The organism is Segetibacter koreensis DSM 18137 (assembly GCF_000374045.1).
GTDB lineage: Bacteria > Bacteroidota > Bacteroidia > Chitinophagales > Chitinophagaceae > Segetibacter > Segetibacter koreensis.
In genome coordinates this window covers 58,573-84,817 of record NZ_KB893331.1, presented here as the reverse complement: position 1 = coordinate 84,817, position 26,245 = coordinate 58,573, and the positions used below count along the sequence as shown (strand labels likewise).

22 protein-coding genes, 2 tRNA genes and 1 pseudogene are annotated in these 26,245 nt (G+C 36.6%); 11 read left to right on the top strand and 14 right to left on the bottom strand.

The window, feature by feature from the left end; genetic code table 11:
- Both B154_RS0115330 and B154_RS0115325 read right to left on the bottom strand, forming a co-directional pair.
- Positions 1–293: pseudogene (locus B154_RS0115330) on the bottom strand (hypothetical protein); the annotation flags it as partial.
- A 208-nt stretch (positions 294–501) separates the two neighbouring features.
- Positions 502–575 (bottom strand) — tRNA-Ile (locus B154_RS0115325).
- A gap of 65 nt (positions 576–640) precedes the next feature.
- Between B154_RS0115325 and B154_RS31450 the strand changes: the two genes are divergently transcribed.
- The 3 genes from B154_RS31450 (at position 641) to B154_RS28720 (ending at position 3,607) form a co-directional block, all read left to right on the top strand.
- A complete protein-coding gene (locus B154_RS31450) occupies positions 641–1,255 on the top strand; it encodes an HAD family hydrolase (protein ID WP_033411818.1) in 615 nt (204 codons plus the stop codon).
- Between the two features lie 250 nt (positions 1,256–1,505).
- The gene (gene corA / locus B154_RS0115315) at positions 1,506–2,600 is read left to right on the top strand and encodes a magnesium/cobalt transporter CorA (protein WP_018615136.1); all 1,095 of its coding nucleotides are present in this window, start codon (positions 1,506–1,508) and stop codon (positions 2,598–2,600) included.
- A 146-nt stretch (positions 2,601–2,746) separates the two neighbouring features.
- Positions 2,747–3,607, top strand: coding sequence for a murein L,D-transpeptidase catalytic domain family protein (locus B154_RS28720; protein WP_018615135.1), 861 nt, complete (start codon positions 2,747–2,749; stop codon positions 3,605–3,607).
- 77 nt (positions 3,608–3,684) lie between these two features.
- Here the strand turns inward: B154_RS28720 and B154_RS0115305 are convergent, their stop codons facing one another.
- Positions 3,685–5,232 carry a bifunctional metallophosphatase/5'-nucleotidase gene (locus B154_RS0115305; protein ID WP_018615134.1) on the bottom strand — a complete coding sequence of 516 codons (1,548 nt, stop codon included), beginning with the start codon at positions 5,230–5,232 and terminating at the stop codon, positions 3,685–3,687.
- A 517-nt stretch (positions 5,233–5,749) separates the two neighbouring features.
- Between B154_RS0115305 and B154_RS0115300 the strand changes: the two genes are divergently transcribed.
- Positions 5,750–5,932: a hypothetical protein gene (locus tag B154_RS0115300; RefSeq protein ID WP_033411803.1), complete on the top strand. Its 183-nt coding sequence runs from the start codon at positions 5,750–5,752 to the stop codon at positions 5,930–5,932.
- A 63-nt stretch (positions 5,933–5,995) separates the two neighbouring features.
- On the opposite strand, the gene B154_RS0115295 is transcribed toward B154_RS0115300, so the two are convergent.
- Entirely contained in the window at positions 5,996–6,988 is a 993-nt protein-coding gene (locus tag B154_RS0115295) for an aspartate-semialdehyde dehydrogenase (RefSeq protein WP_018615132.1), read from the bottom strand.
- Positions 6,989–7,332: 344 nt separating this feature from the next.
- Here B154_RS0115295 and B154_RS28715 point away from each other — a divergent pair, with 344 nt between their 5' ends.
- Complete coding sequence (locus B154_RS28715) at positions 7,333–9,054, top strand: lamin tail domain-containing protein (protein WP_018615130.1); 1,722 nt, start codon at positions 7,333–7,335, stop codon at positions 9,052–9,054.
- Positions 9,055–9,106: 52 nt separating this feature from the next.
- On the opposite strand, the gene B154_RS0115285 is transcribed toward B154_RS28715, so the two are convergent.
- Positions 9,107–10,324 (bottom strand): DNA polymerase III subunit, encoded by a 1,218-nt coding sequence (locus tag B154_RS0115285; RefSeq protein WP_018615129.1) that lies wholly within the window; start codon positions 10,322–10,324, stop codon positions 9,107–9,109.
- Positions 10,325–10,749: 425 nt separating this feature from the next.
- Between B154_RS0115285 and B154_RS0115275 the strand changes: the two genes are divergently transcribed.
- Positions 10,750–12,234: a redoxin domain-containing protein gene (locus B154_RS0115275; RefSeq protein WP_211217504.1), complete on the top strand. Its 1,485-nt coding sequence runs from the start codon at positions 10,750–10,752 to the stop codon at positions 12,232–12,234.
- An 11-nt stretch (positions 12,235–12,245) separates the two neighbouring features.
- Positions 12,246–14,168, top strand: a complete 1,923-nt coding sequence (locus B154_RS0115270; RefSeq protein WP_018615126.1) for a foldase protein PrsA — start codon at positions 12,246–12,248, stop codon at positions 14,166–14,168.
- A gap of 86 nt (positions 14,169–14,254) precedes the next feature.
- Here the strand turns inward: B154_RS0115270 and B154_RS0115265 are convergent, their stop codons facing one another.
- From B154_RS0115265 to tsaE, 3 genes are all read right to left on the bottom strand, one after another.
- The gene (locus tag B154_RS0115265) at positions 14,255–14,809 is read right to left on the bottom strand and encodes a sugar O-acetyltransferase (RefSeq protein ID WP_018615125.1); all 555 of its coding nucleotides are present in this window, start codon (positions 14,807–14,809) and stop codon (positions 14,255–14,257) included.
- An 85-nt stretch (positions 14,810–14,894) separates the two neighbouring features.
- Positions 14,895–16,109 (bottom strand): alanine dehydrogenase, encoded by a 1,215-nt coding sequence (locus tag B154_RS0115260; RefSeq protein WP_018615124.1) that lies wholly within the window; start codon positions 16,107–16,109, stop codon positions 14,895–14,897.
- 99 nt (positions 16,110–16,208) lie between these two features.
- Positions 16,209–16,622, bottom strand: coding sequence for a tRNA (adenosine(37)-N6)-threonylcarbamoyltransferase complex ATPase subunit type 1 TsaE (gene tsaE, locus B154_RS0115255; protein WP_018615123.1), 414 nt, complete (start codon positions 16,620–16,622; stop codon positions 16,209–16,211).
- Positions 16,623–16,771: 149 nt separating this feature from the next.
- Between tsaE and B154_RS0115250 the strand changes: the two genes are divergently transcribed.
- Positions 16,772–18,892 carry a heavy metal translocating P-type ATPase gene (locus B154_RS0115250; RefSeq protein WP_018615122.1) on the top strand — a complete coding sequence of 707 codons (2,121 nt, stop codon included), beginning with the start codon at positions 16,772–16,774 and terminating at the stop codon, positions 18,890–18,892.
- A 25-nt stretch (positions 18,893–18,917) separates the two neighbouring features.
- Positions 18,918–20,171, top strand: a complete 1,254-nt coding sequence (locus tag B154_RS0115245) for a homoserine dehydrogenase (protein WP_018615121.1) — start codon at positions 18,918–18,920, stop codon at positions 20,169–20,171.
- 219 nt (positions 20,172–20,390) lie between these two features.
- Here B154_RS0115245 and B154_RS0115240 read toward each other — a convergent pair whose 3' ends face one another.
- Genes B154_RS0115240 through deoC form a run of 3 tightly spaced genes read right to left on the bottom strand, consistent with a single transcriptional unit; the run spans position 20,391 to position 22,732 of the window.
- Positions 20,391–21,572 (bottom strand): M20 metallopeptidase family protein, encoded by a 1,182-nt coding sequence (locus B154_RS0115240; RefSeq protein WP_018615120.1) that lies wholly within the window; start codon positions 21,570–21,572, stop codon positions 20,391–20,393.
- Positions 21,573–21,597: 25 nt separating this feature from the next.
- Positions 21,598–22,056 (bottom strand): SPOR domain-containing protein, encoded by a 459-nt coding sequence (locus B154_RS0115235; protein WP_018615119.1) that lies wholly within the window; start codon positions 22,054–22,056, stop codon positions 21,598–21,600.
- 4 nt (positions 22,057–22,060) lie between these two features.
- The gene (gene deoC / locus B154_RS0115230) at positions 22,061–22,732 is read right to left on the bottom strand and encodes a deoxyribose-phosphate aldolase (protein ID WP_018615118.1); all 672 of its coding nucleotides are present in this window, start codon (positions 22,730–22,732) and stop codon (positions 22,061–22,063) included.
- A gap of 203 nt (positions 22,733–22,935) precedes the next feature.
- On the opposite strand from deoC, the gene B154_RS0115225 reads away from it, so the two are divergent.
- Positions 22,936–23,008: transfer RNA gene (locus B154_RS0115225), tRNA-Gly, on the top strand.
- A 40-nt stretch (positions 23,009–23,048) separates the two neighbouring features.
- Here the strand turns inward: B154_RS0115225 and B154_RS0115220 are convergent.
- On the bottom strand, positions 23,049–23,327 hold the full coding sequence (locus B154_RS0115220) for a 4a-hydroxytetrahydrobiopterin dehydratase (RefSeq protein ID WP_018615117.1): 279 nt from the start codon (positions 23,325–23,327) through the stop codon (positions 23,049–23,051).
- A 148-nt stretch (positions 23,328–23,475) separates the two neighbouring features.
- On the opposite strand from B154_RS0115220, the gene B154_RS28710 reads away from it, so the two are divergent.
- Positions 23,476–24,120, top strand: coding sequence for an alpha/beta fold hydrolase (locus B154_RS28710; RefSeq protein WP_018615116.1), 645 nt, complete (start codon positions 23,476–23,478; stop codon positions 24,118–24,120).
- Here the strand turns inward: B154_RS28710 and B154_RS0115210 are convergent.
- Both B154_RS0115210 and B154_RS28705 read right to left on the bottom strand, forming a co-directional pair.
- Positions 24,113–24,793, bottom strand: a complete 681-nt coding sequence (locus B154_RS0115210) for an SGNH/GDSL hydrolase family protein (protein WP_018615115.1) — start codon at positions 24,791–24,793, stop codon at positions 24,113–24,115. The genes B154_RS28710 and B154_RS0115210 overlap by 8 nt on opposite strands.
- Before the next feature lie 352 nt (positions 24,794–25,145).
- Positions 25,146–26,036 carry a cyanophycinase gene (locus B154_RS28705; protein ID WP_018615114.1) on the bottom strand — a complete coding sequence of 297 codons (891 nt, stop codon included), beginning with the start codon at positions 26,034–26,036 and terminating at the stop codon, positions 25,146–25,148.
- Positions 26,037–26,245 lie beyond the last annotated feature (209 nt).

The following is a 26,245-nucleotide window of genomic DNA, read 5'->3' as shown; positions in this document are numbered from 1 at the left end:
CGCAGAAAACGAAGAAAATCTTCTTTGTTTTCATAAGCAGAAAAGTGAAATTCTATATACTGAACAATTTCATACCCATCATATTCATAGAGCTTATTAAAAATATCGTTTTTATATCGAATACTGTTGGGCGGGCTTGTGAAATAGAGGTAGTAATCCCTTTGGTATGGCGCCATTTTATATTGAAAGTAAGGAATAAATGTCCTCTTGGCTGCAGAAGCAGGAAAACCTATTACATCGAACATCATGTTACGCAGCAATAAATTACTGCGTAATTTTTCTTTCCAGTTCATAATAACTGTTTTAGCGGTAATAGTTAGATTAGGTTAAAATTAAGAAAGAAAAGAAACGGTTGGAATTGCGAATTGTCAAGAAATCGCTAACTCAATTGTTAATGCAGAGTTATTTGAGTACAAAAAGGAAAAAGAGTAAGTCTGCTTGGAAATTGCTTGGAAATAAAAAAGCAGTTATAAACTATCTTTATAACTGCTTGATTATCAGTGGGCCCACTAGGATTTGAACCTAGGACCACCTGATTATGAGTCAGGTGCTCTAACCAACTGAGCTATAGGCCCTGCTTCTGGGAAGCGGGTGCAAATATAGAAGTTTCTGCATTTCCACAGCCATTATTTTTGCAATTATGAAAAAAATAAAAAATATTATTTTTGATCTTGGTGGAATTTTTATTGATATCGACTTTTTACAAACAGAAAAAGCCTTTAAAGCATTAGGCGTCGCTAATTGGAACAAGTTTTACACCCAAAGTACTGCGTCCGCTCTTTTTGAAAATTTAGAAACAGGGAAAATTACTCCAGAAGAGTTTTATGAAAATTTTAGAAAAGAGTCAGGAGTAGCCTTGTCAGATGAGCAGATAAGGGATGCATGGATTGCAATGCTTGGAACTTTTCCGGTACAAAGACTTCGTTGGCTGCAAGAAATAAAAAAACGCTATAATATTTACTTATATTCAAATACAAATCTTATACATTATATAGCTTTTCAAAAAATTTTCCGCGACTGTACAGGCGAAAAGAACTTTGACGATTATTTTATAAAAGCTCACTATTCTCATGAATTGGGCGTAAGAAAACCTTACCCCGAATCTTTTATCAAATTGCTTTACATCGAGAACCTGAATGCTAATGAAACATTATTTATTGATGATACTGCTAACAACATAGAAGGTGCTAAAGAGGCTGGACTACAAACAATTCTTTTATTGCCGCCAAAAACAGTTTTAGATCTAGACTTATAATTTTTCAGATACGATATTTGCAAAATTTAAAAAAACTTATGTGAAACTCGTTCTTTACATTTTCTGTAAAAACAAATAGCTCTCTTAGCAAACAATGGCCAGATATTTCTTTGTTTTTTGCTGCTTCATTGTTAGCTGATGTAGAGAGGTTCTGCTAATTTCACATGTAGGTTTACCCCACATACTATATAGTTACCTTCCAAAAAACATCTGGTAAATTAATTTCTACAGGTTGCCTTATCTTTATTTTATGCGCCCCGATAAATACATTCAGCAATTAATTGAACCGGTCTTCAATACAGGTAGAACTAAAGAGATTTTCGGCTTTAATCCAACTGTTCAACCTGAGTGGGAAGATGTAAAAGAAACAAAATTGTATGTATATAGTTATAATGCAGTATCTATTGAAAAAGTTGAGTTGAAGAATATCAGGGAAACTTTTCGCTTTCGCGATAGCGGAAAAGTAAGCTGGATAAATGTAGATGGAATTGTTAAGCCGGATATAGAACTCATAAGTCAACATTTTGGCGTTCACCCCTTACTCGTAGAAGATATATCAAGTATTGGTCAACGACCTAAAATGGATGACATAGAGGGCGTTTTGTTTTGCCTGCTGAATATGTTATATTTCAATGAAGAAAACTGTGCCGTAGAGCAGGAGCAGATAAGCATAGTTTTGGGAAAAGACTTTGTAATTACCTTTCAGGAAGATGCTACAAGAGATGTATTTAAAAGTATTCGTGATAAACTAAATATTGCTAACAGTAAACTTAGGCTAAGAGGAGCAGATTATTTGTGTTATAGCTTACTCGATGTTATTGTCGATCATTACTTTGAAGTAATGGAGAAGTTGGGAGACAAAATAGAGCAGCTTGAAGAAGAAATAGTTCGTAGAAGTACCAAAAAATCTTTGGCTAAACTGAACAGTCTTCGAAAAGAAATGATTGTATTGAAAAGAAATGTTTCGCCGGTAAGAGACCTTATAAATGGTTTCATTAAGAGTGAAAGCGAACTGCTGGATGACAAAATAAATAAATACTTTAAAGACGTTTACGATCATATTATACAAGCAAATGATGTTGCTGAAAACTATCGTGACATTCTAACCAGTCTACAGGACTTGTATATAAACCAGGTGAACCTGAAGATGAATGAGGTAATGAAAGTAATGGCAATTGTTACCTGTTTACTTGCACCCGGTGCTGTCATAGGAGGTATATTCGGAATGAATTTCGATGTTATTCCTTACTCGCACCAAAAGTGGGGGTTTTACATAACAGTAGCAGTTATGCTGATTGTACCGTTAATCATGCTGAGAATATTTAAGAAACGAGGCTGGTTTTAAAGTTTCTTACCTAAAAGAAAGCATTGAAAATCAGCAAATATTAGGGATAAATTGCACATCTTAAAAACTTTTAACTTAGCTTAGACAATAATTATTATAATTTGGCGTCCTTAACCGTAAATATTACACTTATAAGATTATAATTTATGCGAGGATTTTCAAAGTTAGCAGGAAAGGTTTTATTGGTCACGTTACTCTTTATTTCGGTACAATCTTTTGCAGGCGATAACAAAAAAGGGTTGCCAGGTGGAGATAAAAATTTTCCTACATTACTTTCCAATTCAGCAAGCGCTCCCGTTATTAAAAGAATTTCTGATTCCATTTACGATCTAATTAGTCTAGGCGAATACGGTCTCGAAAAAGATGTGTTTTTTAATGCTTATAAAGGTTTTCAATACCTCGAAAGTAAGGGTATGTTAAACAAGACAAACGTACTTACTATTTGTGATTATAGCCAAAGCAGCAGAAATAAGAGGTTGTATGTAATTGATGTTGTTAACAGCCGCTTATTGTTCAATACGTATGTTTCTCATGGAAAAAACAGCGGAGAGGAATTTGCCACAAGTTTTTCAAACTTATATAATTCTAATAAAAGCAGCCTCGGATTTCTCGTAACCGGGCAGCCGTACAAAGGCAAAGCAGGTCTTAGTTTACAGTTAAACGGAATGGAGCCGGGTATAAATGACAGAGTCAAAATGAGGTCAATAGTGTTGCATGGTTCAAAGTACGTAGCTGCATCGGTGGCCGGTGCAAAAGGCGCAATTAGCAGAAGTTATGGTTGTCCTGCTGTTCCGTATGGTATACATTTTCGAATAATTGATGCTATCAAAGGCGGAAGTTGTGTATTTGTAAGTTATCCTGATGATTGGTACACTCATACCTCTGCTATTTTAAATGCAGGCTTCGACCTCAATCCTTCTTACCAGATCAATGATCCATCATCTATACAAAATAATACTGCATCAAATACCGATGGCGGTTCTTTGTATTCAACTGATGTAAAATAATAATGCAGCGTTTATGAAAGAGAATCATCAGGAAATTATAAAGGATATTATTATCTCCTTTATTCTCGCCTTCATGATTATTTCTTACTTTCTAAATATGTAATGATTGCCAGCCTGATGTCTAATTTTGGATTATTGGCTGAGGTGTCAGCAGGATACATTTTTGTAATGGCAGGATTTTGAGGATGTAGAAAACCAAGGTTACTCTCTTTTCCGGTAAGTAAAAATTCTGACATAGCAACCCGGTATGTTTTAAGTGAATCAATTGGAGTATTATTTATCATAAATAAATTGCTGGTATTATTATAGGTTACAGGCTGATATTGTAAGAAACCACCTGAATTTCTATTCTTTAGTCCTGCCTGTAATACTTGTATCAGCAGACTTCCTTTCATATCGGCTTCTACAATGCCACCACCAAAAGGCAAACTGCGTATTATATCGTACTCAGAAACAGGCGGAGTTAATATATCATCTAATCTTATTGAACCTGAGTTAAAAATAACTACATCTGCTTGGGGGCATACAAATGCCATTGCTTGTGTTATCAACCTTGTAAAATTTGTTGACGTGTTTCGAGTTTCTGACTCTTTGCCATTGAGTACTTCTCCGGACGCTATGACAATTTTCTTTGGGTTAAAACCTAGGGAAGCATAATTATCTTCTGCTATTTTTTTCCACTTTTGTACAACTGTATTTGTAGTGATGTCAAAAGCAATCTTTTCGTTTATATAGTTAAGTTCAGGAGAGGCAGTAAATTGATGAGTCTTTTTATTAATAAGAAGTTTTATAACGTAGGCAGTTTTAGCGTTAGCTTCCGCTTTGGTTATGTTTACATTACCTGTTTTATGGAATACACCAGAGTGTTCATGTCCGCCTAGAATAGCAGCTAAGCCAGGCAGTTCAGTTGCGAGTTTAATGTCATCATCAACTGTCTGGTGTGTAACAGCTACAACTGCATCTACAGAATCTTTAAGCTCATCGTATAATTGTTTCGCTGTTGACAATGGCTCTTTGTAACTAACATATTCTGCAGGATTTGATGAAAGCGTAAGACCTATAATACCTATTTTAGCAGTTGTACCATCGGCATCCTTTACATTCATTATATACTTTTGAGGAAAGGGAACTGCACCCGGTACATTTGTTTTTGTAAAAGGAACAATGCTATCTTTTAACCTATGAAAAGTATTTGATGAAACCCACAGGAAGTTAGACTCATTGATTCTATCCTGCAAATCTTTGTCCGAAAAATCAAACTCGTGGTTGCCAAAAATTACGAGGTCCATTCCTGCAGCGTTCATCGATTCTATCATTTGCGCACCCCTTATTCGTTGTCCGTTGTATTGTAAACTATTGTACACAGAGGGACTAATAAAATCTCCGGCCATTATTAAAAAAGTATTTGGGTTAGATTGTTTGTATTTCCTTTTTAATGTGGCGACTCTTGCCATTCCACCTTCTTTGCCACCTGCTATCGGCGCTATTTCATACACATCATTTACCTGCACAAAATCAATTTCTATTTTTCCGTCATCTTTAGTTGCAACAGCGTTTTTAGTTACTTTACAAGAGGCATTTGTAATAACAATAAATATGAATAAGATTCTAAAATATTGTTTCATATACTTTACAGTTAGTTGAATAAAAGCAACAATAATATTACAAAAAAATGGGGTGAATACCTATTGTACATTTTTTTGTTTGTCTGTTAAAAACATGCTTTTAAATTGTTTATCTTCTCTGTTTGAACATAAAGCTTATGATGTCGGAAGATAAACGAATGAACAGAATGTGATCACAATAAAGTTAGTAGAGGATGAAGGATGAAACATTAAAACCAAAGGCTTAAATCAGAAAAATAAAATCTTCACTTTCTTTATGACTTTTTAATTCAATTAATGCAATCAAATTAATATATATACGAACGGAAAAAGACGTTTAGAAGTTTGCGTCTAAAGAAGTAGCTAAAGATGTAAGGATTTGTAAAAACTGCTGCTGTTTGTTGTACTTGCAACTAATGCTTGTGGCTTTAAGTCTTATTTATTTTTATAGAATTGATACCTAAAGAGTAAAGAAAAATATCAAAAGCACCGGCACTGAAACAAAATGAACAATCAACACCTGTCTAACCCATCCCTCATGAAATCACTGTTATATCGTCTTTCGGCAAACTTCAATTATAACGAAGTATATGAAATCTTTTTAACCGAAAACGATATAAGTGTTCTTGATGAAATTCTTGAATATTTTTTAAGTATCCAAAATTATAACGCGTGCGCTGCTATAAAGCAATTAGTAAAAGAGAAGTGTTTGAAAAATTGACTCTTCAAACACTTCATCATTTTATCAAAGTCTGTATAAAAAATACGGGTGCCAAAAGCACATCTAGTTCAGCAAATCATTTTTAATTAAATATTCTGCTATTTGAATTGCATTTGTTGCTGCACCCTTTCTAAGATTATCGCTGACAATCCACATGTTTAAGGTGTTTGGCTGACTTTCATCTCTTCTTAACCTGCCTACAAATACATCATCTTTCTCATGTGCCCATAATGGCATCGGATAAATTTGCTCCTGTATGTTGTCTTGCAATGTTATGCCAGGTGATTCTTCAAGCAATTGCTTTACCTCATCAAGGTTAAAGTCGTTTTCAAATTCTACATTTACACTTTCACTATGGCCACCCATCACCGGTATACGCACTGTAGTAGATGTTAGTCTTATGCTGTCATCGTGCATAATTTTTTTAGTCTCATTTACCATCTTCATTTCTTCCTTGGTATAACCGTTTTCCAAAAACACGTCTATTTGAGGAATTACGTTTAAATCAATAGGATATTTATAAGCCATAACTCCTTTCTCGTCTTTGCGTTCGTTCATCAGTTGCTGCACCGCCTTTACCCCTGTGCCTGTTACGCTTTGGTAAGTGCTTACCACAACTCTTTTAATTTTATATTTTTTATGCAATGGTTGCAATGCTACGACCATTTGAATGGTAGAGCAATTAGGATTAGCGATGATCTTGTCTTGTTTGGTAAGAACCTCCGCATTCACCTCAGGTACTACCAGCTTTTTATTAGGATCCATGCGCCATGCACTTGAGTTGTCAATCACAGTTATCCCTGCTTCCGCAAACTTAGGAGCCCATTCGAGTGATGTGCCACCTCCGGCAGAAAACAATGCAACGTCAGGCTTTGCAGCAATCGCATCTTCCATGCTTACTACTTTATAGTTTTTGCCTTTAAAAAGAACTTCCTTTCCAACTGATTTTGCTGAGGCAACCGGCAATAATTCTGTTACCGGGAAATTTCGTTCGGTTAACACCTGCAACATTTTTGTGCCTACAAGGCCTGTAGCGCCTACAACTGCAACTTTCATTGTTTTTATTTTTTCTTGTTTTTTCTGATTGTATGTTTTGTCGCGAATAATATTTTTTTACCTTTTATTGTAAAAGCACCGCATAAAAAAAGCCTTCCTGTTTCGGGAAGGCCTTACTTTATATGTATAATGTACAAACGCAGGCGGCTTCCCTAGGGTAGCTGTTTCTTTGTGCGTTTAATATTTTGTTGTACTGTAATCACTTTTGCGAAAGTAAATACAAAAAGAACTAAAGACAAATTTTTTTAAAGTGATTTTTTTTGAGCCGAATTTTACTGGGCATAATAATTCTATAGAGATAACAAAACCATTGTATTTTTAAAATATCAAGGCCAATAGAGCAAATGCCAAAAACGATCATTTTTACCTTTATTTTAATTACTTGTTTTTTATTTACAAACTCAAATGCTCAAATACCTAAGGCTTTTGGCGTAGTGATTGATGAAATTCTTCCAGATCCAAGCCCTGTTAATGGTCTGCCTGATGCAGAATTTATTGAAGTTAAAAATATTAGCGGGAAAGATATTAATCTTGGTGGTTGGAGATTAATGAGTTTGAGTAATGGCAGTAAGTCGTTTCCTTCATACATTTTACCTGCAGATAGCTTCCTTATAATTACAGGCCTGAACAATGTTGACCTTTTTTCATTATTTGGGAAAGTTATTGGAATACCTTCTTTTCCGGCTCTTAATAATGAGGGCACAACATTATCTCTTATATCTAAAGAAGGAGTTGTAATTCATTCTGTCAGTTATAAAAAAAGCTGGTTTCAAAATGATGTAAAGAGTAGCGGCGGTTGGAGCCTTGAGATGATGGACACACATAATGCTTGCGGTGATGCCAGCAATTGGAAGGCAAGCTCCGACGCACGAGGCGGAACACCCGGCTCAAAAAATTCTTTAGATGCACACAATCCTGATAATACTGCGCCTGCACTTTTAAGAGCTGCTACAATCGACAGTGTAACAATTATATTAACCTTTAGTGAACCGATTGATAGCTCAAAAGGCGCAAATGCTTCTAATTACAACATCGGCAGCGACATTACCCCGGTTTCTGCTGTTGCCATTTCTCCTGAGTTTAATAAAGTAAAGCTTACCGTAAATAAGGCCTTATTAAGTAATAAGGAGTATACAATAACAGCAAATAATATAGCAGATTGCAGTGGCAACATTATACAGGCAGTAAAAAACGCACGCGTTGGGTTGGCAAGTGCTATTGATAGTAATGATGTTGTTATCAACGAGGTACTTTTTAATCCCAAACCCGGTGTCGTCGATTATGTTGAGATATATAATCGAAGCGCTAAAATAGTTGATTTAAAAGATGTGTATATAGCTAACAGATCTTCTACTACAAATGCTGTAGGAAGTCTAACACAACTTACAGGTGATCCTCTTTTACTGTTTCCAGGAGATTTTTTTGTTGTCAGTGAAGATGCGTCGGTTATAAAACAAAACTATTTTGCACAAAACCCTGATAATTTTATTGATATCAACATGCCTTCTTTTCCTGATGAAGAAGGTGATGTTGTGTTATTAGATAGCCGAAAATATATAATTGACGAACTGCACTATAACTCTAAATGGCATTTCCAATTAATAGATAATACAGAAGGAATTTCATTAGAAAGAATTGATTATAACAAGCCAACTCAGAACAAAGAGAACTGGACATCTGCTGCATCAACTGCCGGTTTTGGAACCCCTTCTTATCAAAATTCACAATTCAAAACAGATGCTTCTACGAGAACGAATATAACAGTTGCCCCAAAAACATTTTCGCCAGATAAAGATGGATTTGAAGATTTTACAACGATCAACTACTTAACCAGCGAACAAGGATATGTAGCCAACATAACCATTTTTGATGCAGCAGGAATGCCTGTAAAAAGCCTTGCTAAAAATGCAACATTAGCACTTTCAGGCACTTTTAAATGGGACGGTTTGGATGACAAGCTTAATAAAGTTCCCTTAGGCCCCTATATCATTTATACTGACGTCTTCAATCTAAATGGCAAAAGGAAATCGTTTAAAAATGTGGTAATTGTGGCGGCAAAGTTTTAAGTTGAAATAGTTTGGCCAGCCATGTAAGACTAACTTATACAAAAGAAAATTATCACACCACGCTTACTAAAACCTTATCCTTAATAATGTGCAACATTTTTATAGTTAATGCATGGAAAAGAATTTTAGCATTAGCATTTCTTTCGACATAATATGCTGCTTTGTCAAGTTCTGTTATAATAGCTTGTTGCTGTGTTACGCTTGCCACCTTATTTAGCCTTGCTGCGAAGTCTTTTTCAGGTTCAGAAAGAGATAAATTTTGAGGTCCCAAAATTCTTAATCGAACACATTGCTCAAGCAAGTGATTGTAATACCGGAGAAACTGCTTTTGTTTTTCACGACCCAGTTTAGCAGCTTCTTCTACCCATTTTACCTGGCCCAACTGGTTTTCTTTCAGTGTTACGTTCATCCATTCGCGTAGCAGGCTTAGCCAGTCTTCTTCAGAATGTTGTAAAAGCTGCAACGCTTCATGATAATTTCCCTGTGCAATTCCTGCTACAAGTCTTGCCTGCTCAGGTGGCGTATTGTTTCTTTCTATCAATGCCTGTTCTACTTCAACATTTTCAAGTAAAGGAACTTTTACCAATTGCGTTCTTGATAAAATCGTTGGCAAAATTTGCTCTTCGCTTTCAGCCACCAATATAAATAATGTGTTTGCCGGTGGTTCTTCTATCAGTTTTAAAAGCTTGTTTCCTTCTTTGCCCAAATATTCGGGCATCCACATCAAAAGAATTTTATACTCGCTTTCAAAGCTCTTCAGGCTAAGTTGTCTTATAATATCATTACATTCTTCCGCCGTTATATTTCCCTGCTTGTTTTCTGCTCCTATAAATTGAAGCCAGTCATACACATTCCCATAAGGACTCTGCTGTATAAATTCCCGCCAATCACTTATAAAGTCTGTCGACTTTGGCTTGTCTCCGCTTTTTTTAGAAATTACCGGGTAAGAAAAATGTATATCAGGATGAACCATTTGCCATGCCTTGGTACATGCAGGACATTCTCCGCAGGCGTCGGTCAAGGTCGGAGATGTATTCATTGGTTCAACTGGTTCGTCAAACCCAAACAAAGAAGGGCCTTGTTGATTAGATGTTGATTTCCCATTTACTTTTTCGCAAACAAGAAATTGGCCAAAAGCAAGGGCTAAAGGCAAAGCGCCGCTCCCTTGTTTTCCTAAGAACAATAAAGCATGGCTGAGCCTGTTCAACTGCACCATTTCCGCTAGGTGCTGCTTAACCTCAGTTTGACCTATAACATCTTTAAAAAACATTTAGCGAAGATAAGCTGTTGACTCATTTTATAAGTGATGAAAAAGTTCATATCGAAATACAGGTTTCAAATTCAGTACTTCAGCTCAAGAAAGCCGTTTCTCTAAACATCCACAAAAAGTTAAATAGAATTACTACAATTGAACGGAGCGTCGCAACCAAAGCTAAAAGAGGATGAAAAGGCCGGCTGCAGAAAAAAAATACAGAATCAACACATTCAAAGTGTCTTTTAATTTTTTCATTATTTGTTCGATAACTCTTTCAGTTACTTTCATTTGCTTTATTTTCTGTTATTCCTTTTTTACTTGTAATCATAATTGATCTTTTTAAACGTTTATTACATAAAGTTTGAATGGTAATTAACAAATTGAAAAAAACCTTTTCCTATTTTAAAGATATTTTTACAACTAATTCTATTGTAATATATATGATGCGATTTGTATTTATTAGCCTGGCTTTGTTTATAATAAGCCACAAATCTTCGGCTCAAACTAAAACTGTAAAGAAATCACCCGTAGCAACAAAAACCGCTGGGGGATATAATATTCCGGTTACAATTGCTCCGTTTAAGAATACATGGATATACCTTGGCTGCTATTTCGGAAAGTTCAAAAACCTCTCCGACTCCGCGTGGCTAAACGAAAAAAGCCAGGGAGTCTTTAAGGGGAAAGAAAAACTGCCACAAGGAATTTATTTTGCAGTATCGCCCAAGAAATATTTGCTTTTTGAATTTTTGATGGATAAAAATCAAAACTTTTCAATAAAGGCTGATACAACAAAGCTTAGTGATGTGACGATAACCGGCTCTCCTGACAATCAAATGTTCCAGGAGTACACGAGGTTTCTTGCGCAGAAAACACCCGCACTTAACTCACTGCAAAAGCAGCTTTCGGAGGCTAAGGATGCGAAAGATTCATTGACCATAAAAAGCCTGATAACGATATCAAACAAAGAGCTGGATGATTACCGTGAAAACGTAATGAAAGAGAAACCAACGTCTATGCTCAGCAGGTTCTTTTTTGCAATGAAGCGGCCTGAGATACCTGCAGTACCCGTATTGCCCAACGGTAAAAAAGATTCTTCTTATCCATACCATTACGTGAAAGACAATTGGTGGAACGGTGTATCTTTTGATGATGAGAGCCTGGTGCGCACGCCCTTTTTTGAACCGAAGCTTGAAGAATACTTTAAATATTATGTTGCGCCAGAGCCCGACTCGATCATCAGCGAAGTGAATTATATGTTACTTGTATCAAGGGAAAGCAGGGAAATGTTTAAATATCTTCTCGGTAAGTTTACTGATAAGTACATCAACCCGGAATACATGGGGCAGGAAAAAGTATTCCTGTTTTTATTTGATAAATATTTCAGCAAAGGAGATACAGCCTGGCTGAATAAAAAACAAAGAAAATACATTTTTGACAGGGCATATAGCCTGATGGCCAATCAACTTGGAGAACAAGGCGCCGATATACAAATGCTTGACACAAGCGGTAAGGCAGTGTCTTTGTACAGCATAAAAGCACCATATACCTTTTTAACTTTTTGGGATCCTAATTGCGGACACTGTAAAGAAACAGTACCGAGAATTGATTCTATCTACCAGGCAAAATGGAAAGCCCTGGGAGTTAAAATAGTAGGGGTAAATGTAGACGACGGAGCAAATGAAGCATGGAAAAAATTTATAAATGAACATAAGCTTGAATGGATAAATATTTATCAGCCAAGGTCAGTGAAAGAAGAAGAGGCAAAAAAAGGAGTCGCGAATTTCAGGCAATTATACGATGTTTATAAAACCCCTACATTATATTTGTTAGACGCACAAAAAAGAATAATTGGTAAAATGCTAAGCATTGAGCAATTTGATGATGTGCTGCGAGCGAAGATTAAAAACGGCGTCTCATCAAAATAATATAGCAATAGATGAAAAAAATTGCATTAGCCTTAATTTCTATAATTATAGTAAATTATTCTATTGCCCAAAATGTATTTACATATGGCAACAAAGCAGTAACCAAAGATGAGTTTGTAAAAGCATTTAATAAAAATCCTAACATTAGTGGCAATCGTAAAAAAGCCTTGCAGGATTATCTTGATCTGTATATCAGGTTTAAACTGAAAGTACAAGCTGCCTATGATGCAGGGCTTGATAAAGATGCGACACAACAAAATGAGTTACAGAATTTTCGAAACCAGCTTGCAGATAATATTATAAATGAACAGGCTAATTTAAAAGCACTGGCAAAAGAAGCTCTCGAACGTAGCCAGAAAGAAATACACCTGGCGCAGGTATTTATAGAGGTGCCGGGGAATGCAGATACTGCAGAAGCATACAATAATATTCATACTGCATATAAACAATTGAAAGAAGGCAAAGATTTTGGAACAGTAAGCCAGCAATTTTCCACTGACGAATCTACAAAACAAACTAAAGGAGATCTGGGCTTTATATCAGTTTTTACCTTGCCATATGATCTTGAAAACATAGCTTATAATTTACCAACAAATTCATTTTCTGCACCTGTAAGAACCAAAGCAGGCTATCATATATTTAAAAAAATTGGTGAAAGAAAGTCCCTGGGTTCACGAAGGGTAGCACAAATTTTAATTTCATTTCCTCCTGACGCTACAGCAGAAGAAAAGAATATTGCTTCACGCAAAGCTGATAGCATTTATAACCTTCTTGTCAAAGGAACAAGTTTTGAAGATCTGGCAGCAAAAGTTAGTAACGATCTTAGCAGCAACAATAACAAGGGCGAATTGCCTGAATTTACAAGCGGAACTTATAGCCCGGAGTTTGAGTCAGTAGCTTTTTCATTACAAAAGCCGGGAGATTTTTCAAAGCCCTTTCAAACTTCTTATGGTTATCATATACTAAAACTAATTGAAGCAAAACCTGTTCCCGATCCGAATAATCCTGCAGCACTTGCCACTCTTGAGGAGCAGGTAGCGAAGGATAACCGCATGGAGAAATCGAAGAAGGAGCTGATCGACAAAAAGTTGGCGTTGATAAAATATAAGCCAGCGAACTTCAATGAAAAAGCTCTTTTTATTTTTACAGATAGTGACATAAGCAACCCAAACACTAAAAATGTGAAAGGAATAAATGAAAATACGTTGTTGTTTTCATTTGCAAAGCAAAACATAAAAGCCAGTGATTGGGTGCAATTTGTAAAAAGTTCAGAAAGTGCAGCAGGCCGAAATGCAAAAGAAAATTATTCTGAGTTATTTAAAAAATTCATACAGGCATCTGCTGATGACTATTATCGCAAACATCTTGATGATTATAATTCAGGATTTTCACAACAGGTAAAAGAGTTTAAAGAAGCGAATTTGTTGTTTGGTGTAATGGAGAAAAATGTGTGGAGTAAGGCTAACACTGATACCGCCGGGCTGATACAATATTATAATTTGCACAAATCAAAATATAAATGGCCTGCCAGTGCCGATGCAATTATCGTTACCTGTAAAACACAAAAGCTTGCTGAAGAGATGCAGCAGAAACTAAAGGACAGCCTAAGCAACTGGAGAAAAATAACAGCCAATAATGGAAACGATGTAACTGCAGACAGCGGCCGCTTTGAGCTTGGACAATTAGCAGTTGCAGAAAGAACAAATTTTACCCCAGGTTTACTAACCTATCCTGTAAAAAATACAAGCGATGAGTCATACACTTTTAATTATGTGATTCGAGTTTATCAAGGTCCTGATGATCGAACTTTTGAAGATGCCCGTGGAATGGTTATAAGCGACTACCAACAGGAAATTGAAGATAAGTGGATAGAGGAATTGAAAAAGAAATATCCTGTTAAGGTGAATGAAGCAGTTTTCAGGACAATTAAATAATTGAAACGTGTGCCCTCGTTTAATTTTTACTTACAAATAAAGGGATTGATTTTTAGAAATTCTAAGATAAACCGAGTGCTGTAAACCTATAAAGCCTTTTTAGGTTTACAGGGATTTCCTGCTGCAAACACATCGTCAGGAATATCTTTTGTAACAACGCTTCCTGCCCCAATTACCGAGCGACTACCAATAGTAACACCAGGACAAATTATCACTCCTCCGCCTATCCATACATCTGAACCTATTGTAATCGGCTTTGCAAATTCAAGACCTGATGCCCTTTCCTTCCAGTTCATGGGATGTGTAGCAGTATATATTTGTACAGAAGGGCCAAACAAAACATTACTTCCAATAGTAACCTTCATCACATCGAGAACAATACAATTAAAATTGAAAAAAACCTTATCGCCTACACTTATATTACTTCCATAGTCGCAGAAAAAAGGCGGCTCTATCCATAAACCTATCCCCTGCGATGGAATTAACTCTTTTAAAATTTGCTGCCTTAGTTCTTGTTGATCATCTGTAGTATCGTTAAATTGCTTAAAAAGCAACCTTGCCTGTCTCCTTTCATTCACTAGCTGCTGATCGGTAGCATCGTACAACTCACCGCTCAGCATTTTTTGTTTTTCTGTTGACATAAGAGAATTTTAGATTCAATCTTTTATTGCTTTAAGAAGAACTAAAAGACCATTGCAAAGCGCCAAAACAATAAAAGCTAAAAATTTACCTCCTGCTGGCAATAAGCAGGTTGAGGTCTGTGTATTTTAAGTCGAAACGCTGGCTTAAGTAAAAATTTGTCAGGTATCCTTTGTAAATATAAATTCCATTTCTAAGATTGAAGTCGTGCCACACCATTTCTTCCACTCCACCTTCCTCACTTATATTTAATAGTAATGGCATAAGTACATTGCTGATAGCCTGGCTTGCAGTTCGGGCAAAGCCGCTCGGAATGTTTGGAACACAATAATGAATTACACCGTGTTTTACAAAAGTGGGTCTTTCGTGGCTTGTTATTTCACTTGTTTCAAAGCATCCACCCCTGTCTATGCTGACATCTATTATTACACTGCCCGCACGCATCGCGGCCACCATTTCTTCAGTAACCAAAATAGGTGTTCGGCCAAATTCACTGCTCAACGCTCCTACAGCCACTTCGCATGTTTTCAATTGTTTTGCCAGAATTTTTGGCTCTATAACACTTGTCCAAACCCTTACTCCAAGATTGTTTTGCAATCTTTTTAAACGGTAGATATTGTTATCAAAAACCTTTACAGAAGCACCTAGTGCCAAGGCTGTGCGTGTAGCAAATTCGCCTACCACACCCGCACCAATAATGATAACTTTAGATGGGGGAATTCCACTTATGCCACCCAGCAAAACACCTTTCCCGTTGTTAGCACAACCAAGATACTGGCCTGCAATTAACATAATTGCCCCGCCGGCTATTTCACTCATACTTCTCACGATCGGGTAAGTGCCACTGTCATCTTTAAGGTTTTCAAAACTTAAAGCAGTGATTTTTTTATCCATCATCGCCTGAAGAAACTCTCCTTTCATGGCGGATAAATGGATAGGAGAAATAATCGTTTGATTCATTTGAAGCAACGGAAGGTCTTCCTCGACCACTGGGGCACTTTTTACCAGTATTGGCGCTTTAAAAACTTCTTTACGGTTATATTCTATTTTAGCCCCCGCTTCGCTATAGTCTCTGTCGCTATATTTGCTGCCATCCCCTGCTGTATTTTCAATTACTACGTGATGCCCGTTGTTAACCAATACACTCACCCCTTCAGGTGTTAGTGCGATCCGGTTTTCCTGGAAAGCAGTTTCTTTAGGTATGCCAATGTGTAATTCTGCACCCTTTGTTTTTATATCAAGGGTTTCTTCCAAAGTTTCATAAGAAAAAGCAGTGCTGATCACAGGTTTTGCAGATGCCATGTAGAGTTAAGGTTGATTATATTGGTTCGAAAAAGAATACTGGATTTCATTTAAAGCATTAAAGCTATGATGTTTTTAGCAATTTTAATAATGATGGCTTTACATGCCGGTAACAGAGATAGTTCGTGTTTCCTCATCTAATACAGCAATATTAATATGATAACTATCTAAAGGCAATAAAGAAGGCGCCTTTTCAGGCCATTCAACGAGACACAGATTTCCACTCAATAAACACTCTTCAACGCCTGCCTGTAATGCTTCTTCTTCATCTTTTAAACGGTACCAATCCATGTGATAGATAACTCCTTCATTGCTTTTATATTCGTTAATAATTGCGTAGGTGGGGCTTCCGATAGCTGAAGTAACTCCAAAATTTTCACACAAAGCATGAATGAATGTTGTTTTACCAGAACCCATATCTCCATGTATTGCCCAGACTTTTTTACCGTTGCTATATTCGAATATTTTATGCGCAGCCTGTTTTATTTCTTCCAGCTTATAACTAAAGTGCATGTGTAAACGTATTGTAAATTTTTCATTTTTTTCGTTGTAATTGCAACATTGTAGTAAAGATAAAGTGCTGCGAATAAATGTTCCACTAGATGGTAAAGTAACTTTGTAAAAACAACTTACAATTGAACTCGAGCCTAAAAGAGCAAAAGATGGAAAAGGTGAACTGGAAAGTGGAAGGAATGACCTGTAGCAACTGTGCTTTAAGTGTAAATAAGGTTTTACAAAAGCAGGGCATGCAAGATATTGCTGTTAATCCTATTACGGGAGATGTGGTGTTTGAAGCCGCGTCTGTAGAGGGAAATGTGGAAAAAGCAAAAAAGAACATAGAATTATTAGGATATACTGTAAAAGCAGACACCACGTCAACAACATCACAACCTACAAAAAAGTTCTTGCATACTCACATTCAAAAATTTTGGTTTTGCCTTCCGTTTACGCTAGTGTTAATGCTAGCGCACTGGGGCATGACTATGGATCTTCATTTTTTGCACAATCCTACTATTCAGCTTATTTTATGCATCCCGGTTTACATTGTGGGGATGAGTTATTTTGGTAAGAGTGCAATTAACAGTTTAAGGTCAGGAGTGCCAAATATGAATGTTCTTATTGCATTAGGCGCAACTGCAGCTTTTATATATAGCCTGATCGGTCTCATCACTGCAGACATAACTAAAATCTTTTTTGAAACTTCCGCATCCATTATCACTATCGTTTTTTTTGGTGAATGGCTTGAACATATGACGGTTGTGAAGACACAGAAAGCCATTAAGGAATTAACCAGGAATGAAAAAGTAATGGCAAATATGATAGCGTATGACGACCAGCATAATGAACATGTGTTTCCTGTAGAAAACACACATCTTAAAGTAGGCGATCTTTTATTGATTAAAACAGGCGAACAGGTGCCTATGGACTGCAAGATCCTAAGTGGTGAAGCCGAAGTGAATGAAGCAATCATAACGGGGGAGAGTGTACCTGTTTTTAAAAAGCAAAATGATATCTTAATTGGTGGTAGTGTTATTTCAAACGGAACGGTAAAGACCTACGTTACTGCCACAGGAAATGAAACGGTTTTAAACAGCATTGTACAAATGATGAAGCAGGCACAAGGCAACAAGCCACCAGTGCAAAAGCTCGCAGATAAAATAAGTGCAGTATTTGTACCTGCTGTAATAGCGATTTCACTGTTTACTTTGGCTGTTAATTACTTTTTTGCTTCTCACACTTTCCAGGAAAGTCTTATGCGGTCAATTGCAGTATTGGTTATTTCTTGTCCGTGCGCAATGGGTCTTGCAACCCCGGCAGCAATAGCCGTAGGTTTAGGCAGGGCGGCCAAACAAGGTGTTTTATACACAGATACAAAAAGCATGGAACTATTTAAAAATATAAAACAAATTGTTTTTGATAAAACAGGAACACTAACGAATGGAAAGTTTACTATTAACGCTTACAAGACAGAAATTTCTGACGAAGAATTTAAGAAAATTGTATTTTCCCTTGAAAAACTTTCAAACCACCCTATAGCTAAAAGCATTGCTGACACATGGAAAAGCAGCAGTACTTTAAGATGGAAAAAAGTAGAAGAGCTGAAAGGTGTTGGTATGAAAGGAGAAGATAAAGAAGGAAATATTTTTTTAATAGGCTCAGCAAATATTGATGAAAACATAAGGGAAAAAGATCACAATTTGTATGTAACAAAAAACGGTCAGCTTTTAGGGTGGATAGATATGGCAGACCAATTGCGAACAGAAGCAAAAGAGGTCATTAACTTTTGCAAAAAGAAAAACATAAAGACAATTTTATTAAGTGGTGATACATTTGCAAAAACGAAGCAAATAGCTGATGAGCTGCAGATAGACGAAGTGATTGCAGGGCAAACCCCGAAGCAAAAACTCGAAAAAATAGAGCAACTTGTCAACGAACAACCAACTGTAATGGTTGGCGATGGTATAAACGATGCACCCGCGCTTGCAAAAGCAACTATTAGCATCTCTTTAAGCAAAGCTTCGCAACTTGCCATACAAAGTGCCACAGTTGTTTTAATGGATAATGGCCTTAAAAAATTACCTTTGGCAATGCAATTAGGAAAGGCGACGTATGGCACTATAAAAGGAAATCTTTTCTGGGCTTTTCTATATAATTTAATTGCTATTCCTGTAGCTGCTGTTGGCTTGCTTACTCCCACTGCAGGTGCCCTTGCCATGGGATTGAGCGATGTTGTTTTGGCCGGAAATTCTTTATGGCTCAAATGGAAGAAAATGGATTTGTAATCATTTAATAACTTTAGAAAAAATAATGGACGCACACAAAAGCCTGACAATCGGAATATTTGGATTTGGAGTAGTTGGAGAAGGATTATATAAAGTACTTCAGCAAACACCGTCGCTTAAAGCACAAATAAAAAAAGTTTGTATCAAACATCCTTCTAAAACAAGGAATGCTCCTGCCGAACTTTTTACTACAAATAAAGAAGATCTTCTTTTTGATAATGATATCAATGTTATCGTAGAGGTGATAGACGACCCCGAGGCAGCATTTGAAATTGTAACTATAGCCTTGCGAAATGGAAAAGCAGTTGTAAGTGCAAGCAAAAAAATGATTGCGGATCATCTTCGTGAAATTCTGCAACTGCAGCAGGAAACTCAATTGCCGTTTCTATACGAAGCGGCTGCGTGCGCAAGCATTCCGGTCATAAGAAATCTTGAAGAGTATTATGACAATGACCTGCTGCATTCTATTAAAGGAATAATCAATGGCTCTACGAACTTCATTCTTTCTAAAATGTTTGAGGACAGGCTAAACTTCAGCCAGGCACTTATGCTTGCCCAGCAATTAGGATTTGCTGAAAGTAATCCGGCATTAGACGTGGAAGGATATGACGCTGTAAACAAACTCAGCATCTTATTAAACCATGCATATGGAATTGTCGAACATCCTGATAACATATTATTTTCTGGTATTCAAAATATTCAACTTAGCGATGCATTGGTGGCTAAAGAAAAGCAGGTCGATATAAAGCTGGTGGCGCAGGCAAAAAAACTAAAAAACGGGAAAGTAGCTGCTTTTGTTTTACCTCAGTTTATTAAGCATGATGATGCGCTTGCTTTTGTAAAATATCAATACAATGGAGTTGTAATAGAAAGTGGCTTTGCTGATAAACAGTTTTTTTATGGAAAGGGAGCAGGCAGTTTTCCTACCGCTTCAGCAGTTTTAAGTGACCTTTCTGCTTTGCGTTACGATTACAAATACGAGTATAAAAAATTATATCACCATACCCCAAATGAGCTTACAAATGACTTTTATATAAAAGTTTACGTAAGCTTTGATGATTGGGATTATGTGCCACGGGAAAAATTTGAATGGATTGAAGAATGGCATGCAGAAGCAGAAAGAAAATACCTGGTAGGAGTCATTCATATTTCTCAATTAAAAGACAACTGGTGGAAAGAAAACAGGATTTCCCTTGTTCTTACCGCAGATCCTATTATTGAAGATTATGAAATTATCAAATTGAAAAGAAGAAGCCTTGAGCTGGCTGGTATTATTTAAGATAATTTTTGCGAAACTTACTCTATATCTCGAAAAGGTTTATTATATAGGTTTCTGTGCTTTTAAAACTTTTTTACAAAAAATCGAAACAGCAGACTTCAATAACTAGGTTATTAAAGTTTGCTGTTTATTTAAAATACTACTAATGATAATGAAGTTAAAGCGAGTGATAAAATAGAACCGAACACTTACTTTAACTTCATTTAATTAACCTCAAAATCAAATTGCCGCTTTAGCTCCAAGCCAAGCCATCATTTGTATGCCGTTTACAATCGCATTCTCATCAATATTAAATTTAGGTGTATGAACATTGTGCGTTATTCCTTTTTCTTCATTCCGTACACCAAGCCTGTAGAAGCAGCCAGGCACAACGTGGGTATAATATCCAAAGTCTTCTGCACCCATTCTTAGTTCTGTTTCTTCTATGTTTTCCTGCCCCCAGTAGTCATTTGCCAAATGCCAACCGACTTCGGTCAAAACTGGGTCATTGTCAACAAAAGGATAGCCTACATCTATGAGAACATCTGCCTCAGCTCCCATGGCATGTACAAGTTCTTCGGATTGTTTTTTTATTAGATGGTGTGCCTTTCGTCTCCACTCTTCATCCATTGCCCTGAAAGTACCCTTTAATTTCACTTCACTGGGAATGACGTTGGTTGTGTGACCTCCTTGTATAGAACAAATAGATAAGACGGATGGAGATGTAGGATTATTATTTCTACTTATAATTTGTTGCAGACTTACAATTAAATTTGACGCAATTAAAATGGTATCAGCAGTAAGGTGAGGTGCAGCAGCATGTCCCCCTTTGCTTTTTATCGTGATATAAATTTCATCGGCGCTTGCCATTACCCGCCCTTTCCGAAAACTAAATTTTCCTATGGGCAGTCCAGGATGAACATGCATGCCAAAAATGCCCTGGGGTTTTGGATTCTCTAAAGCGCCATCTTTAATCATAAAGCTCGCGCCACCGGGATTTCTTTCTTCCCCCGGTTGAAAAATCAGCTTTATTGTCCCCTCCCATTCTTCTTTCAACTCCTGTAATATTTTTGATGCACCAAGCAGGCAGGTTGTATGTACATCATGTCCACATGCGTGCATAACGCCTTCAGTTGCTGATTTGTATGCTATTTCATTTTCTTCCAGAATAGGTAGTGCATCCATATCTGCACGTAACGCAATCACACGGCTTCCAGGATTTCTTCCCTCTATCAGGCCAACCACCCCGGTTGTTGCTTTAACCTCGAAGGGGATATTATAATCAGTAAGTTTTTGCTGAATGTATTTTGATGTTTCAAACTCCTGGTAACTTAGTTCCGGATGGGCATGAAGATAATGCCGCACCTCAATAAACTCCTGTTGATATTGTAGCGCAAGTGACTTTATTTGCTCTTTTAACATGCGGTAAAGTTATACTCTACATTGGTTATTTTTCCTCCTGGTCCTCTTCATCTGCGGCAGGCTTATGCTCAATAATATCAGGAACAATATAGATTCCTTTCCCCGGGTACAGGGCTGAGATTTTTTTCCGCAGCGGCAGGGCGTCTTTTTGGGTAAGAAAGTTTCCTATCCTGACGCGAAAGTTGGGCGACTGGTATAACAAGTAAGACTTCTGATCGGGAAACCTGCGTAGCAATTCTGCTTTTACTGCGTTCGCCTCATCACGGTTTTGAGTATTTGCTGCCTGAATTCGAAACCCGGGAATAAAATGCGATGTAGATAGATAGGACTTTTTATTTATTTCAGCCTGCATTGCCGCCAGCTCATCAAATCGTGGATCTTTATGAACTATGACAGTTGGCACAGAATCGTTGCTTACCAGTTGGGCCGGTGCAATAATAGGCGTAATAATAAAAAGAGAAATAAAAAATAATAACGTTTTCATATTTTTAATAGTCAGCTTTAGAAGATGCCTCCTGGTTTATAATCGCTACGCTTGCACTACATCCCAACCGCGTTGCACCTGCATCAATTAACTGCCGTGCAAAATCATAAGTTCTTATTCCGCCGGAAGCTTTGATCTGCACATTGGCTGGAAGGTTTTTCCTCATTATTCTTACGGCTTCAACAGTAGCGCCTTTTTCGGCGTAACCAGTCGAGGTCTTTAAAAAATCAATTCCAGCAGCTCCGTATAATTCACAGCACTTCAGCAATTCATCCTCAGTTAAAACACCGCTTTCAATGATAATTTTGATCATTTTTCCTTTAGTTTTAACTAAAGGCATTATGTGGTTTATTTCATTTGAAACATATAACCAATCATTATTTTTTATTGCCAGAAGGTTAATTACAACATCGAGTTCATCTGCGCCGTCGACCATAGACAACAATATTTCTGCCAGCTTTGCCTCAACTGCAGAATAGCCAAAAGGAAAACCAATAACAGTTGCTACTTTAACATCTGTTCCCTGCAATAGTTCTTTGCTTTTTTTTACAAAAGGCGGAGGAATACAAACAGCAGCAAATCGAAATTCCTTTGCTTCTGCACATATTTTTTCTACTTCAGAAATAAGGGTAGTTGGCTTAAGAATGGTGTGATCAATATAATGATTGATTTTCATCTATTATAGGAAATTATAAATTATATGGTAAAAGAGTTTGAAACTTTTTCATTAAACAAATTAGACTCAACACATGCGTGAGCCATGAAATGACCCGGTAAAGTTAATTATTACTTTTCCTTGTTTATTTAAATCGTACAGACCCTTTTTTTCGTAAAGAAACTTGAAGTTTAATATAAATTTTTTAATTTTAAGAGAATTAAGCGGCAGTAGCTCAGTTGGCAGAGCATTAGCTTCCCAAGCTAAGGGTCGAGAGTTCGAACCTCTTTTGCCGCTCAGAATAACTAATATATTATTTCAATAATTCTTTTCCATTTTAAAACAATCTGTCGACTTTTCCTGCAAAAGCAAAATCCTTATCAGTTATTCCATTTGCATCATGTGTGCTTAGTTTTATGCTTACTTTATTATAAACATTTGACCAATCAGGGTGATGATTCATTGTTTCGGCAATTAATGCAACCCTTGTCATGAAAGCAAACGCTTCACTAAAATCTTTAAAAGCGAAATTTTTCTCAATAGCCTCGTTACGATAACTCCAGCCTTTTACATTTTCAAGATTTTTATTTATTTCATTTATATCATACTTTCTCATAGCCAGGTTTTTAATACATAAAGAAAGGAATGTTTTTAGTCTTTTGCAATCGTATATTTATTAAAAGTTTCGCAAAGAAAGTATTAAGACCGCTTTCAGCATCTTGTGAAGACATAATTGACGACTAGTTAAAGAAAGAGGGAAAATTGTGAAAAAGGTTTATTTTATATCGGGATTAGGTGCAGATAGCAGATCATTCAAATTTCTAAATCTGTCTTTTTGTGATCCGGAGTTTGTACAATGGATTTTACCCTCGGCAGATGACACGATTCCTTCTTACGCTAAAAAGTTGCTTACTTCTATAAACGATGAAAACCCTACCATTGTAGGAGTTTCTTTTGGGGGAATGCTGGCTACCGAAATAGCGAAAGTTTATCCTAATGCAAAAGTCATTATTATTTCCAGTTGTAAAACTTACTTTGAAATTCCCGGTTACCTTCGATGTTGGAGATATGTTCCTATTTATAAATTTCACTCAAATAGTATTAAGAACTCCGCTGGGCAATTTGTACTGAACATACTGGGCGCAAAAGGCATTGAGCAACGAAAAATGCAGCAGGAAATATTAAAAGACACAGACCCTTTATTTATTCGCTGGGCTATACATGCTATCTTAACCTGGCGAAATACGGTTATTCCAAATAATGTTATTCATATTCATGGTTCGGCCGACAAGCTTTTGCCTTACAGCTACGTACATGCAGATTATACAATTAATAAAGGCGAACATGTGATGATAATGGATCGTCCAGATGAACTGTCTGAATTATTAAAAAAACTCGTAATTACTTAATCTGCTGTAAAACCTTCCACATTTCTTCAGCAACAAGTTGATTGCCATTATTATTTAGATGCACCCTATCATAGGTAAGAATGTTATACTCAGCATTTTCAACATTGTTAGCATTGATATAATCAAAAAAAGCTTTTCTGAGATCAACGAGGGGAAGATCATATTTCAATGCGAGATTTCTAACTATTTCACTATACAATTCTACATCTGCATCCTGTTCATTCGTATAATGTAATTTTTCACCGATGACTGTTGGTGTACACAGAACAGCTTTTATAGCTACAGACTCTAATTTTTCGATAATAGCTTCATAAACTGTTTCAAATTTTTCTCTATCCGTTCCTCCCCCTGTAACCTTATGCCATATATCATTAATACCAATAAAAATCACTACAATATCTGCCCCTTTTGAAAGAATATCTCTATCCATTCTTCTGTATAAATCTGAAACAGTATTGCCATTGACTCCTGCACCAACCAGTTCGAAATTATATTCAATATCCGTGTCTTTTAGCATCCTTAATATTCGTGGTATGTACCCACCTGGTCTCGATCCGAAATTGGTAAGAGAGTCACCAAAAAAAACGATCTTCTTTCTTTTTTTTCTGTGATTCCCTGCCATCAGCAACATACTTACAACAAAGATTGCCAACAATAAAAGTTTTTCAGACACGCAAATTCTTTTAAAAACATTCATATTAAATAAGCAATATACTCACATTTATCGCCAAATGCACGTATAGTTTCGTCGGATTCTTCTAAATAATAGGAAAGATAAATGTCGGACGTAGGCGCATTATTCTGATTAGTTGAAATAAAACGCACTGGAAAAATAGTGAGAATAATACAGCGATAACCTTATTCCTTAACTTTTAAGCGGGAGGCAGACAACTAATGAGATGTTGAAGGCTTATGCTAAGGCAACTAATTATTCTTTCAATAAAAAATTTAATTTTTGTGTATTATGCCATTTTAAGAAAACCGGTCCAAATACCTTTATATCAAACCTTAATTCTTTAAAAACGTTAGTCCCAGTCTTTCATTACAGGTGTTGTTTCTTTAGCCATGTGCTCAACAAATTTGCGCTCTTGTACAAGGAAGCCATTTCCTTTTGCGCAAAGGTGTACTCTTATATTTTCTACACTCATAGGGCTACCTTCCGGAATATCAGCAATGTTGCTGTGCCGGATATCATGTCCATCAATAATAACAACGAGTCCACTGCCAATTGCCTCCATTTTGTTGCCTTCAGTTATCAGCATTCCAGTGTCTTCTCCCAATCCGATACCAATGCACGATGGATTTGCGCCTACTGCTTGCGACAACCTACCAAAACGTCCGCGTTTTTCAAAGTGAGAATCGAAAATTACCCTATCCATAAAAGCCAGTCCTGTAGTTATTTTTACTTCGCCTTTTAAGTGAGCTTTTGTTGCGTCTCCTTCATAAATCATTGTATTGCTCATTGCCATAGCACCGGCAGAAGTTCCTGCTACAATAAACTCTTCGCTTCTGTAACGGTTTTGTACAATTCGAAGCAGCTTGGTTCCGCCAAAAATGGACGTGAGTCGCATTTGGTTTCCGCCAGTAAACATCACTGCATCACATTTTTCAATTCTATCAAGATACTCTTCGTTTTGTACATCTTCACGGGTTCTTATGTGCATTACCCCAATGTTTGTACATCCGATTCTTCCAAATGCTTCCAAATAATTATTGCCTACCTCAAACGGCGTCATCGATGCTGTTGTAATTACCTCTATCCTGGCTAAAACACCTCCCGCTTCGTCAACTATTCTACGCAGGATGCCTAATTCAAAAAAGTTTAGGTTATGGTGAATAGCCATTAATTTTTGAATTTCTGTGCCTTTATCTTCGGCACCCCCGATTGCAATAAGTTTTCCTTTGATTTCCAGCATTCTTAGTGTTTAGACAATAGTGCAAATGTAAAATTAAGTTATGGTTTAATAACGGCAAATGCAATCAATCAGCTATGTTATCCTTAACTTTAACTGTTTCTAAAGTGGCAAACTTCTTATGCAATTTATTCTTTTTAATTAATAAAACGATTATTTTAAAACATATAACAATTTTAAATATTAAAAGAATCAGGGGCAAAAAAGCCATT